Genomic DNA, 18,160 nt, shown 5'->3' with positions numbered 1-18,160 from the left:
GACTCATCCCGTCTGCGACACCAGGAGCCGCTCGATGTCGTCGGCCAGCACACTCACGCCCAGCCGCCGGTAGATGGAGAGAGCCTCGCGCAGCGGCCGCACGGCGCCTTCGGGGCCGTTAAGCCCCCAATCGCAGCGGCCCAGTCCTTCCAGTGCCCGTGCCTCCTCCAACGGACACCGGATGGCCTGGGCCGTCGCCAGCGCCTGCTCGAAGAGGCGGCGTGCCGAGTTCGGGGCGCCGGTCGTACGCAGAAGTGTTCCCCAGTGGTTCAGCACCTCCGCCTCACCACAGCGATCGCCGAGTTCGCGGAGGATGTCAAGGCTCTGCTCGAACGCCCCGACAGCCCCGTCCCGGTCACCGACAGCCGCACGAGCTGCCCCCAGCTCGCCGAGCGAGGCGGCTTCGCCCCCGCGGATGCCGAGGGCGCGATAAGCCTCCAGGGCTTCCTCAAGCTCGCGGATCGCCGTCGTCGCATCCCCGGTCAGACGGTCCAGCGCCCCGAGCTGGCGGATGCAGTTCGCACGCCCGAACCGCTCGCCGAGTTCGCTGAAGTAGTCCAGGGCCTGGGTGTGGGCTTCGCGGGCGCCGTCGAGGTCCCCGGTGAGCCGTCGTACGACGCCCAGCTCAGTGAGGGCGTACGCCTGGTGGACCCGGTCGTCGAGTTCTTCGTAGATGCCAAGTGCTTCACGGTGCTGTTGCGCGGCCCGCTCGTATTCGCCCGTGAGGCTGTACACGACGCCGAGATCCCGCAGGGAGTTGGCTTCCCCGTAGCGGTCGCCGAGCCCACGGTAGAGCGACAGGGCTTCGGACTGGGCTTCGACGGCTGCGTCGAAGTCGCTGGTCTGGCGTCGTACCATGCCGAGGTCGGCGAGGGCGTTGGCCTGTCCGAGCTGGTGGTCGATCTCGCGGTAGAGGGTCAGGGCCTCGGTCTGGGCGCGGGCGGAGGCATCGTTGTCCGCGGTGAGGTACCAGACGATGCCGAGCTGGTTCAGGGCGTCCGCCTTGCCGCGCGGGTCGCCGACCCCGTCGTACTGCGTGACGGCCTCGTTGAGGGCCTCGGTCGCCTCGGGGTAGGCGGCCATGAAGCGCCGTATGACGCCGAGCTCGGTCAGCGCGCCGGCCAGTGCCCGCTGGTCGCCGGTGTGCCGGGCGGCCTCGGCTGCGGTCCGGTGCAGCCCCACGGCCTGGTCCCAGGGGCCGGCCTGCCGGAGGAAGGGCGCCATGGCTGCGGCCAGGCGGATCACCAGGTCGTGCAGAGCTAGGGAGTTCGCCCGCCGAATGCAGGCCAGGATGTTGGGCCGCTCGTCCTCCAACCAGCTCAGTGCAGCCGGACGCGACTCCAAGGGCGGGGTCTCCACCGCTCCCGCATCGTCGGGCGGCGGCGGAGCGACCGCACCGCTTCGGGCGATGTGTTCGTTGGCGACGGCGAGAGCGGCCAGATAGTAGGTGCCCACACGCCGGACGGCCTGTACGTGGTCCATGCTGTCTCCTTCGTCAGCGAGACCGCGGGCGTAATCGCGCAGGAGGTCGTGAAGCCGGTAACGGCTTCCAGGATGCTCGTCGATCAGGTGGGCGTCGTAGAGCGCGTCGAGCTCGTCGCGGGCGTCCGTCACCGTGACCGCGGCGAGTGCCGCCCCGGCGTACGCGTCGAGATCTGTACCGGGGTAGTGACCGAGGGCCCGGAAGAAGTGCTGCAGCTCCGCTGCGAGGTCCTGATAGGACAGGTCGAAGGTGGCGGCGACCGCACGCTCCCCGGCCCGCAGTTCGCCCAGCCGGTCCCGCGCTGCAACGAGCCTCGCGTGTAGATCCGTGGCGCTCCACGAGGGGTGATGCCGCAGCCGCGCGGCGAGCAGCGACACCCCGAGCGGCAGGTACCCGCACAGCCGCACCAGTTCCCCGAGCACGTCCCGGTCGAGTGCATCGGCCGGCCGGCCGCTGAGTCGTACGAACAGATCCACCGCGTGATCCGGTGGCAGCGCCTCCACCGGCAGCACCACTTCCTCCTGTGCGGCCAGCCGCTTGCGAGATGTGACCAGTACCAGGCATTCGCTACCGCCTGGGAGCAGCGGCTCCAGCTGCCGGTAACTGCCCGCGTTGTCGAGAATGAGCAGCGCCTTCTTCCCAGCGAGCCGACTGCGCCACATGGCCGCCCGGGCCTCCGTGACTGCTCCGATGTCGTCACCGACGGGGATCTGCTGCGTCGGCACGCCAGCGGCGGTGAGGAGGGAGGCCAGGGCCTCGGTGGCCTGCACGGGGCTGCGTCCGGGGGTGTGCCCGTTGAGGTTCACGAAGAGCTGTCCGTCCGGGAACCGCTCTGAGAGGACGTGCCCCGCGTGCACGGCGAAGGCGGTCTTCCCGACGCCCGGCATCCCGTCGATCACATGGACCGGGAGACCTTCGCCGGTCTCCTGCGCGGCACGGACCGACTGGACCAGCGACTCGAGCTCGGCGGACCGGTTGGTGAACGCCGAGGTGTCGCGAGGCAGCGACCGCAGCACCAGAGCAGCGCCAGGCGGACCGGCGCCGTCGTCCGGTCGGAGCACGGGCTCCGGGTCCTGCTCCGAGGGCCGACGATCGTCCAGCACGGCCAGGACCGCCGTCAGCGCAGCCGCGACCACTCCCAGCATGACGAACGACAGCCAGGGATGCTTCTGTAACCATCCCAACCAGGACGGCCAATGAGACTGCGCCGACACCGCGTTCGTCACCAGACCCACGAGCATCGTGGTGACCGCGCCGCCACCAGCCACGACGGCGAGTGCCGCACCGCGCCGCATCCTCATGCCTCAGGCTCCGCCGTGCCGACGTGCGAAGAGTGTCTCGGTGGTGGCGTATCCCGACTCCGCGGGGCTCCTGCCCTTCGTGGCGCGGTGCGGAGTGAGCGGCGAGCTGGCTGGTACGGCACATACAGGTGCACCCAGATCACGTACACACCCCCGGATCCCGCTGATCTCGACGCCACATCGGTAGTAAGCGGACCAGCCGCAACGGACCCGGTCAAGGTCACCTCTGCGCCACCCACTGTCGGGTATCGGCCATTTAGAACGGCCGAGCGCCCAAGAAATGGCTCAGGCGATGGCGCGTGTGCAGACCTACTTCGAGGCGGCGGGGCTGGTCAGTGCGTCATGTCCTGGCGGCGACCGGCGCTCCTGCTCTCATCGCCCGTAACGCCAGTGACGAGAGCGTGGCTCAGGTCGCCCCGTCGGCCACGGGTGCTGTGTGCGTCGGCGCCGGTCGCGCCCGAGCAGTCCGTAAGCATCTGAATCACCAGCGCGCAACCTGGAACGGAAAGGGATCTCTGTCTGCAGGATGACGGTGACTGGAGACCCATCGCTCTCAGCTCGATCCGTGACGACGTGACGGCCTGCGGAGCGGTCCGGAAGGAGCCGGCTACCAGGACTCCGGTCCGAGCGGAGCCCAGGCCAACGTCGTCTCGGGCACGGGGCATGCCGAAGACGCCGCCGTGCCGCACGTCACCCTAGAAGGGGGCGGGTGTCGGGTGCCTGCTCCCCGGAATGCCCTGCCGCGTCGTCCGAGAGTGCCGCAGTTCGCCGGGGGCAGACAGCAAAGATCCACGAATAGCTGGTAAGCGCCTCAAGGGCATGTGAGCCTTGACGACCTTCTCGTAAAACACCAGGTCAGAGAGGTGATTGCCTGTGACTGCGGCGCCCCAGGGTCCCGGATTCTCCACCACCGTCGAGGCCCTGCAGCTGCGTGAGTGGTTGCTCGGCCCGGGCCAGGCCACGCTCGTGATGGATCAGTTCTCCGCCGACGACTTCGTCCTGGTCGTCGACGACCGCGCGGACGTACACGTCAACTCGAAGGATGGATCCTTCTATCTCGGATGGTTTCCGTCCGGCCGTCCTGGTACCGACGGCGAGGGGTGGAAGATCGCCGTCACCGGTACGGCCAAGGTGCGCGGCTACCAGATGTCCTTCGACACCGAGACGCCGGCGGATGTCGTCGCCGCCGCGGTCGCGCGCGTGCTGGAGACCTCCCAGCGGGTGTGACACGCAGCGGCACGAGTCGGCGCCGCTGGGGGAGCCCGTCGTCTGGCTGGTGAGGGCGAGACGGGGTAGCCCGGCCATCTGCAACCCGAGGCCGCCGCAAGCCGGCCCGGCACCTCCATCCAGCTTTACGCACCGCTGGTGGCTTCAAGCCCCCCGACTTCTTGGAGGCGTACCTGCGTCCCGATTTCCCGATCGATCCACCTGCTCCGGCCTGCGTCCCGTCCGTGTACTGGGTCGGTCCGCGGCACCTGGCCGGTGACGACGGACGCCTGTACGACGCCGTCGCTGACACGCTTGCCGGCCTGGGTTGGACGAGCCTGACGCTCGTCCGGGGGCGCCAGGAGCCGGACGAGGCGCCGGAGGACCGTCAGGTCCTGCGCAGCACCGTCCTGCACATCAGCCCCGACTCCCTGCGGTGGGCGCAGTGGGTCCTGCCGGACGAGCCGTTCCACCTGGGGAACCTGCCGATCGCCTGGCAGGTCTCCGCTCGTACGGACCCGAGCAGTCCGCTCGCCCAGTGGTCGGCCTACTTCACCCCCGATGTCCCGGGGGAGATCCTCGCCGGCTTCCTTACCGCCCTCGACGCCCGCAACCAGCCCGCCCTGCAGTGCGGTGACCCCGAGCTGGTCCTCGACGCGGTAACGGCGCACGGTTGGCTGCGCGACGTCGGCACAGGCGCGGTGGACCCGACGTTCGCCGCCCACATCCACCTCGGCGAGGTGCCACCCCTCATCCAGGATGGCGACCCACTGGCGCTGGTCGCTGAGGCGGACGAGGCAGCCCTGGCCGGGTGGCAGGCGTGGGCCGAGCCAGTGCGCGGCGCGGGCTACCTATGGGCCGCGTCGTTCAGCGCCAGCGTGCCGCACGACCTCGTCGCCGCGTTCGCCGACTCCCTCAGCTCCAGCGCACCGGTCCTGCGCCGGGTGCTGCCCGAAAGTACACGCGATCGGCTCCTGCGCGCTCCAGCCAGCTGAGGGCCGTCCAACGCATTGAAGCCGGGCCTCCCCTCGGGAAGGCCCGGCTTCGCGAGCCCACCGGGTGGGCCGCCGTTGCTGTGCGGCCGGTCAGCTTCCTTCGTGCAGGGCGCGGAATTCGAGGGTGTCTTCCGCAGTGACGATCTCGGCCAGGCGTCCGAACTCCGCGTAGTCCTCGTCGGTCATGATGGCGACGGCGTCGCTGACCACGGATCCCTTGGGAAGCTTGGCAAAGTACTTCATGAGCAGGTCGACGAAGGCGTCCTTCATTTCGTCGAGTTCACGCTGCCATTCGGCTTCGAGCTGTATCTGCGCCTTCGCGGCGGCCTTTTCCTCCGGGGTGAAGGTGACCAGCAGGTCGCGCTCGGCGCGGGTGAACGGGCGCCCGTCGCGGTGGTACGGGCGCGTCCGGATGTCGGGGTGGCTGAAGTCCAACTTGGTGATGAGGAGGACGACTTCGGGGCGAATAGAGGAGGGCACGGGTGGTTCCTTGTGTGGTGTCGTGAGATCGGTTTGTGCTGGTGAGCGGTTCGGGGGTGAGCTGGCGGGTGGTGCTCGGGACATGACGTGCGGGTGCCTTGGTCAAGGAGGTGTGAGCCGCGAGAAACAGGGTGCTCGCGGAAGGGCGGTTGCTGAGCGTGGGCCGGCGGCGAGGGTGACGGGCGCTTGACTGCGGTGGGGACGAGGTGCCAAGGGCATGTTGTGGGGCTTGTCGGCACCAATGGTCCGGAGAATCGGCGGTTTGCCCAACCGCCGATCGTCGGCTATGTTCCGCCCGTTTCTCGCTGGTCAGCGCCGTCGGCTGGGGTCGTTCACGGCGCTGGTGGCCGGTTGCGTGACGGGCGCCGGGGGCGCGGTGCGCCGACTGCCCCGGGCGGCCGTTCCGTCGGGGCTTGCGGGTAGGGCGAGCAGGTGGGCGCTGCGGCGCAGGCGCCACACCAGGACGTCGCTGATGGAGGTGGCGGTGTCGAGCTCGCGCCGTCGGGCGGCGTCGGTCAGCAGAACGGCCGGGTCATGGCCGGCCTTCCGGACGTCGTCGAGGGTGGTGGCCAAGGCGGCCCAGCCGGCTTCGGCGAGGATGCGTTCGGCCAGGTCTGGCAGCACTTGCTGGAGAAGGGTGGCTTGCCGCTGCCGAACACGCGGGGCCAGACGACGGCCTCGTTGGCCGAGTGCGGCCATGGGCTCGCCTGCGGCGGCCTGGTAGGCGGCGCGCAGGTGTTCGGCGGCTTGCCGGGCGGCCTGGGCCTGCTGGCTGTGGCGCTTCTTGGCGTGCCAGTTCGCCGCGGCCATGGCGAGGAAGAAGGCCATGTCGATGAGCATCGCGGTGGTGGCGCCGTCTTCGCCGCGACCGAGAGCTGGCCCGCTGTGGACGAGGTCGCGGGCGGCCTGGCGCAGGGCGCGGTCGTGCCCACGCACGGCCCTGATGTAGGAGCGACTGGCCCGCTCGAACATGAAGGCTGCCTCGCGCAGCTCCTTGCGGGTGTGGGCGGCGGAGGTCTTGGCCAGCGCGTCCAGCACCTCTCCCGCCGCGGCGATCTGGGCCGCTGCCGCGCCGTCGTCGCCCTGGTCGATGACCAACAACGCCTGCCAGGTAGCGGCGGTAGCCCGACGCCGCGCGAACGCGGGACCTGTCACCTCCGGCAGGACGGGCTGCTCCCGCCCAGAGCCGTCCGCCGAAGCGACAGTCTCCGCGTGCAGGGCCCAGCGTTCGCGGACGCGGGGCAGGGACAGATCGGGGGCGAGCGTGGAGCCCGCGTAGAACACCGGCTCCTTCTCACCGTTGCGGTCGCCGGGCAGCGCGACCTTGTAGCCGAGCAGGTCACCGGAGGGCGCGACCCGCTTGCGGATCAGAAGGCCCGCGGCGGCCAGCCGATCGAAGAACTCCTCCTCGCTCGTCGCGCCGGCCACCGCGCGCCGTACGGTCTCGCGCAGTTCCTCGCGTGCCGTTCGTTCCCGGCCCTGGCGTTCGGCTTTGCGGCGTTCGGCGCTGGTGGGGCGCTTGGCGGCGGTGCCGTCTCCGGAGGCGACGCGGCGCAGACCGTAGTCGGCTTCGATGCGGCGGCATTCGGCCTGGGCGCGGCGGGCCTCGTTGTGCAGACGGGGCCGGCGGCCGTCGTCGCGGACCAGGGTGGCGATGATGTGGATGTGGTCGTCCGCGTGCCGGACGGCGGCCCACCGGCACGCGGCGTCGTCGCCTTCGGGGGCGATGCCGGTGGCGGCGACCATGCGGCGGGCGATGGCCGCCCAGTCCTCATCCGACAGGATCGGATCCTCCGGGCTGGCCCGCACGGACATGTGCCACACGTGCTTCTTCGGGCGGCGGCCGGCGAGCAGGGCGTTGACGGGCTGGTTGAGCAGCCGCTGAAACTGCCCGAAGGTGACGTCCGGGTCGCGGCCAGGGTCGGGAGTGAGCGGGTCGAAGGCGGCCACCAGGTGCGGGTCGATGTGCTCCTCGTGGGTGCCCGGCCCATACAGGTAACGGAGCAGGCCGATCGTCTTGCTGCCGCGCTTGTGGATACTGGGGATCACGCAGTGGCACCGCCGTCCCGGTGGGCAAGCAGCGCGTCGGCGGCGTCCTCCATACGGCGGGCAGCGCCGCGGACGGCCTCGGTCGCCGCGTCGAGGTGGGGTGCGTCGGCGCCGGAGTTGAGGGCCTTGGCGACCTGGTTGAACAGGCCGTGGATGCGGCCCAAGTGCCGACGGGCGGCGAACAGCTCCTCGATGACCTCTCGCTCGGTGGCGATCTCGGCGGCCGTGCGGGTCAGGTCGCGGGCGGCCTTGTCCACGGCGTAGGCGAGGAACGCGGCGTTGGACATCTCGCAGTGAGCGGCTGCGTCGGTGAAGCGCTGGTACTCGGCGTCGTTCATACGACAGCTGGGCTGGTGCAGGCGCTTACGGGACTTCGGCTGACGGACGCGCTGACGCCGCCGGGAAAGGGACTCGACCTGCCGGTCTCCTCCCACCTGCGGTCCGCCCTCGGCCGCAGCCTGTCGGCCCGGCGCCCCCTGGCGCCGGGGCGCTCCCGCCACCCCTGGGGCGGGAACTCCGGGAGCAATGCTCCCGGGACAACTTGCTGTGCCTGGGGCAGGGGTGATCGGCCGGGATTCCTCGTGGAGCGTGGGATCTTCGTGGTGCGGGGCGTGCATGGGGCCCTTCGGGTCGGGGTCTGATGGGGAGTGCCGGTGCTGCGAGGATCAGAGGAGTGGATCGCCGGCTGCGGCTTTGAGCTGGGCCTTGAATTCGCGGACGATGCGTCCGACGTCGTCGCTGGAGACGGTGTAGCCGGCGGCGCGCAGGACGGCTTCGACCCGGTCGCGTCCGACGCTGCCGGTCTCCTCGTAGATGCGGCGGGTGTGCTTGAGGATGACCTCGTCGGAGGCGCGGGCTTTGCCCGTGTCGCGCTTCTTCCGGGCAGCCGCCTTCCGATCGCGCTTGCCCGACACACTGCCCGAGCTGTTACCCGTGAGCGCCGGGCTGCCTTTGGCTTCTGCCCGTGCGGGCAGCCCGGGCACCGTGCGGGCATGTTCCGGGCGGGCAGACGGAGGCACCTCGTCGCCACCCGGATCCGATGGGTGTGGGCGGGCAGCGTCCTCTGCCCGCGGCAGTGATTTCGGGCGGCCGGAGCGCGGGCGGCTGTGCCCGGATTCCCGGGCGGGGCTGGAGACGGCCGGGACCTCCCAGCGAGGCGGCAGTGTGATGGAGGCGAGGCCGAGGGCCTGCTTGCGGGTGGCGAGCTTGCGCAGCAGCAGCTCGTCCTGGAGCGGGTCGCCGTCGACGCCGGCCCGTTCCAGGGCCTCGTGCAGGCGTTCCGTCAGGCGTCGTTGCCGCCGCTTGCTGCGCTGGCGGTCGGTCATCGACTCGGCGCGCAGGATCAGGGCGACGGCTTCGCTTAGCGCGCGGTCGCGGATGAGGCGGGCGGCATCGGCGTCCTGGTCGGCGATGCCGAGACGGGCCAGGAGGCGTTCGCGGGCCTGGCGGACGAGGACGGCAGCCAGGCTGTGCGAGTTGGCGTCGGGGGTGCGGTGGCGCAGCTCGATGCCCATGGCCAGGTGCCAGAGCATCGCGGCCATGACCGGGCCGACGAAGGCTCGCACGGTGCCGCCGACCAGCCCGGACTCGGCGTAGGCGGGCAAAACTTGGACGGCGGTGATGACCCAGGTGAGGGTGCCGGGCAGGCCGGGGGCCTGTTTTGGGCCGTTGAGGTTCTGCCGGGCCATCAGGGCGGTGGCGAACAGGGCGAGCTCAGCGGCGGCGAACATCGCGATGCGCTCGGCGGTGCCGCCCATGTCGAGGTAGTCGGCGGCGAACCGCCAGCTGGTGTCCGCGCTGTATGCGGTGCAGCCGAGCGCGGCCACGGCCGCAACCGGCACCGCGACGGCCCCGCACCAGCGGTTGGTGCCGGACGGCCGGCGGTGCTGCCGGCGCTTCATCCACGCGGTGGACAGGGCGACCAGGCCGAGCAGGGCAAGAAGCGCCACGGCCATCACGGGGGCGGGAGCCCAGTGCGGCAGGAGCGAGGCAGTGCCGCCTTCGGTGGCCGGGGCTATCGGGGCAGGGGAGGGCACGTCAGGTCTCTCCATGGGGTGGTGCGGTGGGGCTTGTGGTGCGAGGGGTGAGGGGCGTTCACGCAGGGGGCGTTCACGCGGGCCCCCTTCTAAAGGGGGCCCGGCGCGTGATCGCTTGGGTGCGTGTACGGCGTGGACGCTCGCGTGATCGCTTGACCTGCGGTTTTGCGGTCAGCGTGGACGCTGTGAGCGGTTCACGGCGGGGTGTTCGCGTGAGGGCCGCGTGTACGGTCGCGTGAACGCTTCACGCGGTACAGGCGAGGGGTCAGCCGACGGCGGTGAGGTGGCGTGCGGAGGCGTAGTAGCGGGTCTGCTGCCCGCCTCCGGCTCCTCCAGCGATGCCGTCGGCCTTGGTGGCCAGGCCGCTGTCGACGAGGCGGGCCAGGTGGCGGCGGGCCTTCTCCACGTCGGCGCGTTCGGGCTCGCCGCCGACCAGGACCGCGGCCAGGTCGCGTGCGGTCAGCCCGCCCGGGGCGTTGCGCAGCAGGACCGCGGGGTCCTTGCTGGGGTCGACCGTGGTGGTGCCGCGCACGTGGTCGTGGGTGACGTCGAGCGGGCCGATCTCCCCGGTGGGGGTCTTGAGGTGGTGGAGGGTGACGGCGGGGTCGCCTGCCCGGCCGCTGATGAACAGGACGCTGCCCGCGCCGGCGGTGATCCAGGCGGAGCCGTAGACCTGGTCCAGGCTGGGGCGCTGGCCGCGCGGTGCGTCGGCGGTGGCCTTGCGCTGGTGGTGCAGCTCCATGATCTCCACGCCGCCTCGCAGTGCGCGCATGCGGGCGTTGTGGAAGGCGACAGCGAGGCCGTCGTCGACCATGGTGCTCACCGCGTCCTTGAGGCTGTCGATCACGATGGTGTCGGCCCGGTGGGCGGCGGCGAGATCGGCGAGGAGATCGGGCTCCTTGTCGAGGGTGGCGGGCAGCGGGCCCTCCCAGACCACGAGCCGCTCACGCAGGATCTTCTCGTCGGTGGGGAAGACGCGCCGGTCCATGGCCCTGGCGATCTGCCGGGGCCGGTCCATGGCCAGGTAGAGCACCCGCCTGCTCGGGGCGACCGGCATCTCCAGGACCGTCTCCTGCAGCCCCAGGCGGGCGAAGACCACCTGGTGGGCCAGGGTGGTCTTGCCGACCCCGGGTGCGCCGACGATCATCAGGCTCTCGCCCGGCGCCCAGACGGTCTTCTCACGCGTGCCCCACAACGGCTCGGCGTCCGCGCCGGTCTCCTTGACGAAGGACCACCCGTCTTTGGCGAAGCGGTTCAGACGTCCCTGGCCCGAGGCGAGTGCCCGCTCGCGCTCGGCCCGCATCTCCGCCTCGACCTCGCTGCGTATCGCCTCAGGGTCGGCGCCCGGCTCCTGAGCCCGCTGGACGGTGCGGACGGCGGAGGCCAGCAGACGACGCAAGTTGGCCTTCGTGCGGATGATCTCCGCGTGGTGCTCCGCGCTACCGATGTCATAGAGCGCGCTGGCGAGCTGGTGCAGATACGGGGCGCCGCCGACACGCTTGAGATCCCCCTGCTGCTCGAGCAGTTCGGTCAAAACGATCGGGTCGGTCGGTTTGCCCTCGCGGTGCTGGGCGAGCATCGCGCGCCAGATGGTCTCGTGGGCGGGCCGGTAGAAGGCGTTGTCGCCCAGAACAGGACGCACGGTGTCGATGACATGGCTGTGGTGCATGCAGGCGCCGAGCACCGCGCTCTCGGCGTCCAGATTGAAGGGAGCCTGCCCAGGCTCGTCCGGAGATGACGCGTAGCCGTACTCGAAGCGGGATGGCGTATTCGGTTGGGCGTCGGTCATACTGGGCATCAGCTCCTCTGCTCGCGGGCCATACGGGACGGCAATCCCGGCCTCGCGGGTCGATCGCTAGGGATGGCGGTTGAGAGGTTTGCGCTTGGCCCCCGGTGACAGCCGGGGGCTTTTTGCGTGCGGTGCTACGTGGGGTGGGTCGCGGCGATTCCTCGGGCTGGTCAGGGTGGGGCTATCAGTATGTCACACGAATTGCCGATCGCAGAAGTGTTCTGCATCTCGCAGAACGCATGCTACTGTTGAGGGGTTGCTGCAAATGGCAGTGGACTGCTACGAAGGGAAGGAGATGGCCGTGGTAGACGACGACTCCCCGCAGGGTGTGCTGCTCAGCGGCGAGGCGAACGTCGCGGTGCGCATCAAGCTGGAGCGCGAGGCGCGTGGATGGAGCACCAATGCTCTGTCCGACCGCCTGAACGAGGCCGGCTTCGAGATGAACCCGTCCGCGGTCTGGCGCATCGAGAACGGCAAGCGCCGCATCAATCTGGACGAGGCCATCGGATTCGCCGAGGTCTTCGGCCTCGACCTGCGCAACCTCGTCGGGCCCCCGCAGCTTGCCGCCCAGGCCCGTGCCATGGAGCTCATCGACGCGGTCGTGGACGCGTTCCGCGAGACCCAGCGCGCCAACGCCGGCTACACCAAGGCGCGCGACGACCTCGATGCCTACCTCGCCGAGCACCCCGACCTCCGCGAGGAGGCCGACGTGATGGTCTCCAACGCCATCGCTGAGGCGTCCGCCAAGCACCTGCTGGAGACGTACGGCCCGCTACCTGGCGAGAGCCGCGACGCCGGCCGTACCAACGAGACGTAGCTCGGCGCCCGCTCCCGTGCTGGGCCGGCAAACCCCCGGCACGGGACATCCCTCACGCCATCCCTAGCGATCGACCGGCGGGTCGGTGTTGCCGCACCCACGCCCGCCAGAAGAGGACTCACCCCTTGTACCGACCGGCAATACCCCCTGCCTCCACGCCGACTCCGCACCCCGACGCCGCCCTGCCGCGCCTCTACCTCCCCGAGGAAGTCGCCGCCGTCCTCGGCTGCTCCGCCTGGTGGGTCAAGGACCGCGCCCGTCGGCGACTCATCCCGTTCACCCGCGTCGGCCGGGCCTACCGCTTCTCGTCTGATCACCTCGCCGAGATCGTGCGCATGCACGAAGAGCGCCCGGCCCGAAACCCGCAGCGTCCCGGTGGCATTGCTGCGCCGGCCCGGCAGCCTGCGGTGCGAGAGCGTACCGAGGCAGCCGCGCCCACGGTTCGTCTCAAGGCCCGGCCGCCTCGCCGCATGACCCAGTCCCAGTTCGGAGCCGCCGCTTAACGCACCCCACGCGAGAGAAGGGAGGGAACCCATTGGGGTACGCAGAGAAGCGCGGCGGCTACTGGCGCGGCCGGTACAAGATCGAGGACGGCAAGTACGGCACGGTCGCCGATTCCACGGGTGCCGTGATCAAGTTCGCCACCAAGCGCGAGGCCAAGCAGGCCGCGGACGCGGAAGAGGTGACCGTTCGGCGCGGTCAGTGGCGCGACCCGGGGCTTGGGCAGGAGACCTTCGGCGAGTACGCCAGCCGCTGGTACGAGGCCCAGGACCTGGCCGCCTCGACCATGCAGAACTACAAGCGCCACATCGAGGAGCACCTGCTCCCCGAGTTCGAGGACAAGGCGCTCGCCGGCATCCTGCGCACGGACGTCGACGCCTGGGAGAAGAAGGAGAAGGCCGTGTACGCGGCCTCCAGCGTCAAAACCTGGCGCTCGACCCTCCACCTGATCTTCGAGGACGCGATCGACGAGGGACTGATCACGTCCAACCCGGCCGCCAGGCGGCGCGGGCGCGGTAAACGCGCCGGCCGCTCCCGCAACCGCGGCCCGGAGAAGGTCGTCACCGACGCGCTCGGCATCCTGATGACCGCAGAGCGAGCTGCCCTGCTCTCCGGCCGTGACGACGAGTTCGTCGCCGTCGTCCTCAAGGGCTACACGGGCAAGCGCTGGGGCGAGATTATCGGCCTGGAGACTGAGTTCGTCCGGCCTGGTGCATTCCGCGTCGAGTGGCAGCTGTACGAGCTGGACACCGGCGAGCTGGTGCGCTGTCCGCCCAAGGACGACAGCTACCGGACCATCGATGCGATGGACTGGCTGTCGGCCCTGGTCTTCGACCACATCGCCCGCACGAAGCCGACACCCTGCCCATGTCACGGGCGGACGTACGTCTTCCGAGGCCAGGGGGCAGCGCGGACCGGCGGCCACCACGGCGCCAAGCTCGTCGACGTAGCTCGGCTGGCCGGGGTCTCCACGGGGACGGTGTCCAATGTCCTCAACCACCCCCACCGCGTCGCCGACGCCACGCGGGTGCGGGTCGAGAAGGCCGTGGCCGACCTTGGATTCGTGCGAGGTGGCGCTGTGTCGGGGCATGCAGCCCACTGGCGCAGGAACGGTTTTGCGACCTGGTTGTTCACGCCGGCGGTCTCCGGCTGGTACCCGAAGAAGGCACCGCAGGAAGCCCGCCCCGTGCCCATCCTCGGCGAGCCGTGGCCCGGCGTCCCGGCACGAGGGCGGGGCGCCACCGATCGCGCCGATGCCTGCTGGCTCCCGATCGCCAAGGGCCTCACACCCCACGGCCTCCGTCACACCCACCGGACGATGATGGAGGATCTGGGCACGGAGAAGGTGCTCATGGACGAGCGCATGGGCCACCTCGACGGTTCGGTCTCCGCACGCTACGCCCACGTCACCCCAGGCATGCGTAAGCGCCTCATGCTGGGGCTGACCGAGCAGTGGGAGGCAGCGCTCGACGCCCGCCTGGCCCTGTGCCCGACTTCACCGGTGCGCGTGCTCAACAACCTCCTGCGTGCACGCGCGGTCGCCCTCCGGTAGCCCCACGGTGCCCCGCAACGCTGTTGCGGGGCACTGCCGTTTCCCCGTAGGAGGTCGGCGATTCAACGCTCATCCAGGTTGCATCGACCGATTCGGCGACACGAGCCCGTCCCGGATGGCCAGATTGCCCTCAGTCTCGCCCTATCGCATGCACCAGATCACGCCACTTCGGCCCCTTTCGCGTTGCGCCTGCAACTTGGGATGCGGGAGGATGTTCGACGCATTGTGGGCTCTGGCGTCGCGAGGTGAAGCAGCGGCGATTGAGTAGTCCCGGCACACAACACGCTTACGGGGTGGGTGGATGAAGTTCGACATGGGGTCGACGACCCTGTCACAGCTCGGGAAGAGCACCGTCGGCTCAAGCGACGACCTGGGAACGCTGATCAGGTTGCTGATCCAGGCGGCCGAACCGCTGGAGGGCAAGTTCAACGGTGCTGGCAAGGCCGCGTTCGACACGTTCAAGGCGCATGCCGACGAGATCACGGCGGAACTGAACGGCTCGCTGGGCGCGATCCTGGGCGGTCAGTCCGGTATGGACACGGCGTTCGGCAGTGGTGACGTGGAGTTGGGTGACAACGCGCACCAGAACATGGGGATGGCCAACTTCGACGCGGCCCGTTTCTGATAGCCGTCCTCGCAGAGCAAGTAACCACTGCCGTCACCGTTTCAAGGGGGACTCGATCATGGCCCAGAATCACGACCGCCGCTCGTACGACACCGGCGCCTCCGCCGACGTACAAACCGGCCTGTCCGGCATTATCGGCCAGCTGGAGCGCGTGCTGACCGACCGCGACCGGGCGGTCAAGGCGGCGATGGCCGACTTTCAGGCCGACGGTGTCTCGGACGAGTACCACGGCAAGGAGGTCCGCTGGCACAAGGCCGCGGCCGAGGTGCGCGAGATCATCCGTCTGGTCCGCACCACGCTGGAGCAGAACGACGGCACCGCTCAGGCCACCCTCGCCAAGGCCAAGGCAGCTGTCGACAACATCGGCTGACCTGCGGTCGGCGGTGTCCCTCGCCGCTCCCGTTGGCCGCTCGCCCGAACAGGCCGTGCGCGGGTAGCCTGCGCGACCATGGCTGACATGTTCGAGCTGATGCTTGCGTTGGACTTGCGTGACGAGTTGTCGGCGGGGGAACTCACGGAGCTGCGGTGGCATCTGGGAGCGGGCTCGCAGCCGGACACACTCAGTATCGTCACCGAATTTCCGGTCGTGGAAGAGGACGAAGACGGAGAGTTCGTCATCGAGGATCATCCTGAGCCTCTTCTTGGCCAGCACGGTGACAGCTACAAGATTGGGGGTGCTCTTGTCTCCGTGCTGCTGCGTCGGCAGGACACGGGGCAGGAGGGCTGGGCGTTGACCAGCCGGCAGGAGATCCATCCGGACGATTTCGAGCGCACTGGTGAACTCCTCAGCTGGCTCGCGGCCAAGGCTAGCGAGCGGCACCTGGGCTCCGACGGCGAAGTCCATCTGGGATGGATCCGTTTCTACGAAGAGCCCCGGCCCACACCGTTGGTAGTGCGTGACGGCGCGGTCGTCTGGCCGTCGTAGATCCGTGTCCGCGCCGTACGCTGGTGTGGTGGGGGTGTCGATAGAGGTACTGATCGTGGCTGGCCGCGTGTGGAGGCGGCAGTGCCCGGTGATCGGGAAGACCTGCTGACCGAGGCCGCGTTCGGCGAGGCGTACAGCGACGACCTCTTCGAGCATGGCTGGTCGTGGTCCACGCAGCCGGGTGACGACTGGTTCGGCCGGTATGCCTTCCGGAACACGCACGGCTCGTACAAACCGCACGTGTGGGCCGGCTTTCGGTGGGAGTACATGCGCGAGTTCGTCGAGCCGAAGGTGCGTGAGGTGCTGGACCGGTTCATCGACACGTTGTTCTGGCACGGACTGGAGGACGCCACCGGCGCCGGTTCGGGGCTCCCTGAGCGGCCGTGCACCTGGGACGCGGACCTCTTGCTGTGGTGTCCGCCCGATCAGGTACCTCTGCTCGCTGGATGGTGGCGGCAGGCGAAAACTCACCTGGAAATCCTGCGCGAGCCATTCATTCAGCACGCGGCGGAGCCCGGCGGACGGATCGGTACGTTCGAGTCGTTTGCCGACCTTCTCACCGACTGGGGCGAGGTGGTCACGGAAGCAGAGGGCCGGGGGTGGGGCATTGTCGGCCTGCGCTGTTGACCGCTGCCCACCCCTTGCCTCGTTGCCTCAAGGATCCGCACGGCGAGAAGATGTTCGACGAGCACCTGCGTGTCCAGCGAACCGGATTTGAGTGATGTCAGCCCAGGATTACGACAGTCAGCTTCTTGAGTCCGTGGCGGTGCGGCGTCGGCGGTTGCGTGATGCCGTGTTGTTCGGGGCGCAGCGGCAGCGGCGGACCGTGGACGAGCGGCTCGGAAAGGCGTTCGCGGGGGTGGTGATCGCCGCCGTGGTGTGTGCGGGGTGTGTGGGATGGTCCTTCGTCGCGCACCGCGTGATCGGGAAGGCTCCGTACGGGACTTCTGTGCCTGTGTCCTCGCCCTCCGGTCAGCGCACCGTTCCACCGCAGCCTGCGAATTCGGCCCGATGATAGGTTCGAACGCGTGATATCCCGGGGGACTGTGAGCCGTACGGCACTGAGTCGAGTCACGTTGGTCGGTGAGCGTCGGCGGGTGGATCTGGTGCTGCCGGCCCGGGAGCCGGTCGGGTTGCTGTTGCCCGAGGTGATGCGGCTGCTCGACGACCGGTTGGCCGAGTACCCGCAGGACCGGCACCTGGTGACGGCCGACGGAAGTGCTCTGGAGCCGGATGCCACGCTGGAGTCGGCGGGAGTGCCCGACGGTGCTGTGCTCCGGCTGGTTCGGGTCGAGGACGCGCCGTCCGCTCCGGTGGTCCATGACGTGAGTGACGAGGCGGCCGGCGATCTGGATGTGCGGGCCTGGCGGTGGGACGCGCGGGCGCGGCGGATCACGGCCGCCGGCGCGGGTGTGGTCTGGGCGTCGGCCATCGGCTTCATGGCGCGTCAGGGGTTCGAGGCCGGGACTGCGGGATGGTCGCTCCTGGTGATCGCGGCGGTGGCCTCGGTGGCCGGTGCGCTGCTGGGGCGTGCCGGGCACAAGGGGCTTGCCGCCGCTCTGGTCGTGGTGAGTGCCGCTGTGGGTGTGCAGGGCGCGTCGGCGCTTGCCGCAGCCCAGAGCTGGCCGGGAGCTGTGCGGTTGGCGACGGTGCTCTCGGTCCTGGTGGTGGCGCTGTTGCTCCTCGGGTGGTTCTCACCGTTCGGGCGGGGTGCGCTGGTCGGGGCAGGGGCACTGGCCGGAGCGGGCGCGTGCTGGGAGGTGGCGCTCGCGTTCCAGTCCGGCGGAGCCGGCACGGCCGGTTCGGCACGTGCCGGGGCGCTGCTCGCCGTGGTGTCCATCGTCGCGCTAGGTGTGCTGCCGCGGCTGGCGCTGGCGGCGTCGGGTCTGTCCGGGCTGGACGATCGGCGCTCCGCGGGCTCGTCCGTCGGTCGCTATCAAGTGGCCACCGCGTTGGCCGCCACGCATCGGGGGCTGGCTCTGGCGACGGTCGTCACCGCGGTCTGCGGTGCGGTCGCCGGAGTGCTGGCGGTGCGTACGGTGACGGTGTGGACGGTGTGGCTGGCTGTCGCCGTGGCGTTCGTCCTCGCGTTGCGGGCGCGTGCCTACCCGCTGGTGGCGGAGGTGGTCGTACTGCTCGCGGCGTCCATGGTGGTGACGCTGCGGCTGGCCTGGTTGTGGCGGGAGCACTCGGGAGCGTCGGCACCGCTCGCCGTTCTCGGCGTGCTGGTCGTGGTGTCGCTGGGTGTGCTGGCCGTGCAGCCCGCCGAGCATGTCCGGGTTCGGCTGCGCAAGGCTGGCGACGTGCTGGAGTCGGCTGGTGTGGTCGCTCTGTTCCCGTTGGTCCTCGGGGTGTTCGGGGTGTACGGGCGGCTGCTGGGCACCTTCGCGTGAGGTGGCGG

Annotated in this window: 17 protein-coding genes; 11 read left to right on the top strand and 6 right to left on the bottom strand. The window is 70.0% G+C overall.

The genetic code is table 11. From position 1 onward, the window contains the following. Positions 1 to 3: 3 nt before the first annotated feature. Positions 4 to 2,784: a cyclophane-containing RiPP biosynthesis TPR protein HaaT gene (gene haaT / locus AB0L75_RS04535; RefSeq protein ID WP_365175241.1), complete on the bottom strand. Its 2,781-nt coding sequence runs from the start codon at positions 2,782 to 2,784 to the stop codon at positions 4 to 6. Between the two features lie 873 nt (positions 2,785 to 3,657). Between haaT and AB0L75_RS04530 the strand changes: the two genes are divergently transcribed. After that, on the top strand, positions 3,658 to 4,011 hold the full coding sequence (locus AB0L75_RS04530; RefSeq protein ID WP_365175239.1) for a DUF317 domain-containing protein: 354 nt from the start codon (positions 3,658 to 3,660) through the stop codon (positions 4,009 to 4,011). A 161-nt stretch (positions 4,012 to 4,172) separates the two neighbouring features. Continuing rightward, positions 4,173 to 4,985, top strand: coding sequence for a DUF317 domain-containing protein (locus AB0L75_RS04525; protein WP_365175238.1), 813 nt, complete (start codon positions 4,173 to 4,175; stop codon positions 4,983 to 4,985). A 90-nt stretch (positions 4,986 to 5,075) separates the two neighbouring features. On the opposite strand, the gene AB0L75_RS04520 is transcribed toward AB0L75_RS04525, so the two are convergent. The 5 genes from AB0L75_RS04520 to AB0L75_RS04500 form a co-directional block, all read right to left on the bottom strand. Further along, entirely contained in the window at positions 5,076 to 5,420 is a 345-nt protein-coding gene (locus AB0L75_RS04520; protein WP_365175236.1) for a hypothetical protein, read from the bottom strand. Between the two features lie 354 nt (positions 5,421 to 5,774). Next, positions 5,775 to 7,514, bottom strand: coding sequence for a relaxase/mobilization nuclease domain-containing protein (locus AB0L75_RS04515; protein WP_365175234.1), 1,740 nt, complete (start codon positions 7,512 to 7,514; stop codon positions 5,775 to 5,777). Next, complete coding sequence (locus AB0L75_RS04510) at positions 7,511 to 7,852, bottom strand: plasmid mobilization relaxosome protein MobC (protein ID WP_365175232.1); 342 nt, start codon at positions 7,850 to 7,852, stop codon at positions 7,511 to 7,513. The genes AB0L75_RS04515 and AB0L75_RS04510 overlap by 4 nt, the downstream gene beginning before the upstream one ends. 327 nt (positions 7,853 to 8,179) lie before the next feature. After that, complete coding sequence (locus AB0L75_RS04505; RefSeq protein ID WP_365176448.1) at positions 8,180 to 9,469, bottom strand: hypothetical protein; 1,290 nt, start codon at positions 9,467 to 9,469, stop codon at positions 8,180 to 8,182. A gap of 346 nt (positions 9,470 to 9,815) precedes the next feature. Continuing rightward, positions 9,816 to 11,339, bottom strand: a complete 1,524-nt coding sequence (locus AB0L75_RS04500; RefSeq protein ID WP_365175230.1) for a DnaB-like helicase N-terminal domain-containing protein — start codon at positions 11,337 to 11,339, stop codon at positions 9,816 to 9,818. A 295-nt stretch (positions 11,340 to 11,634) separates the two neighbouring features. Here AB0L75_RS04500 and AB0L75_RS04495 point away from each other — a divergent pair, with 295 nt between their 5' ends. From AB0L75_RS04495 to eccD, 9 genes are all read left to right on the top strand, one after another. Further along, positions 11,635 to 12,156, top strand: a complete 522-nt coding sequence (locus AB0L75_RS04495; RefSeq protein WP_365175228.1) for a helix-turn-helix transcriptional regulator — start codon at positions 11,635 to 11,637, stop codon at positions 12,154 to 12,156. Positions 12,157 to 12,281: 125 nt separating this feature from the next. Next, positions 12,282 to 12,659: a helix-turn-helix domain-containing protein gene (locus AB0L75_RS04490; protein ID WP_365175226.1), complete on the top strand. Its 378-nt coding sequence runs from the start codon at positions 12,282 to 12,284 to the stop codon at positions 12,657 to 12,659. Positions 12,660 to 12,691: 32 nt separating this feature from the next. After that, positions 12,692 to 14,209 (top strand): LacI family DNA-binding transcriptional regulator, encoded by a 1,518-nt coding sequence (locus AB0L75_RS04485; RefSeq protein ID WP_365175224.1) that lies wholly within the window; start codon positions 12,692 to 12,694, stop codon positions 14,207 to 14,209. Positions 14,210 to 14,510: 301 nt separating this feature from the next. After that, on the top strand, positions 14,511 to 14,834 hold the full coding sequence (locus AB0L75_RS04480) for a hypothetical protein (RefSeq protein ID WP_365175222.1): 324 nt from the start codon (positions 14,511 to 14,513) through the stop codon (positions 14,832 to 14,834). 58 nt (positions 14,835 to 14,892) lie between these two features. After that, on the top strand, positions 14,893 to 15,204 hold the full coding sequence (locus AB0L75_RS04475) for a pore-forming ESAT-6 family protein (RefSeq protein WP_365175220.1): 312 nt from the start codon (positions 14,893 to 14,895) through the stop codon (positions 15,202 to 15,204). A gap of 78 nt (positions 15,205 to 15,282) precedes the next feature. Continuing rightward, positions 15,283 to 15,759 (top strand): hypothetical protein, encoded by a 477-nt coding sequence (locus tag AB0L75_RS04470; protein WP_365175218.1) that lies wholly within the window; start codon positions 15,283 to 15,285, stop codon positions 15,757 to 15,759. 81 nt (positions 15,760 to 15,840) lie between these two features. After that, positions 15,841 to 16,386, top strand: coding sequence for a hypothetical protein (locus AB0L75_RS04465; RefSeq protein ID WP_365175216.1), 546 nt, complete (start codon positions 15,841 to 15,843; stop codon positions 16,384 to 16,386). 94 nt (positions 16,387 to 16,480) lie between these two features. Further along, positions 16,481 to 16,774: a hypothetical protein gene (locus AB0L75_RS04460; protein WP_365175214.1), complete on the top strand. Its 294-nt coding sequence runs from the start codon at positions 16,481 to 16,483 to the stop codon at positions 16,772 to 16,774. A 13-nt stretch (positions 16,775 to 16,787) separates the two neighbouring features. After that, the gene (gene eccD / locus AB0L75_RS04455) at positions 16,788 to 18,152 is read left to right on the top strand and encodes a type VII secretion integral membrane protein EccD (protein ID WP_365175212.1); all 1,365 of its coding nucleotides are present in this window, start codon (positions 16,788 to 16,790) and stop codon (positions 18,150 to 18,152) included. The last annotated feature ends 8 nt before the right edge of the window (positions 18,153 to 18,160 follow it).

It is taken from the genome of Streptomyces sp. NPDC052101, from assembly GCF_040680235.1.
Classification (GTDB): Bacteria; Actinomycetota; Actinomycetes; order Streptomycetales; family Streptomycetaceae; genus Streptomyces.
This window is presented reverse-complemented; position numbering and strand designations above follow the sequence as displayed.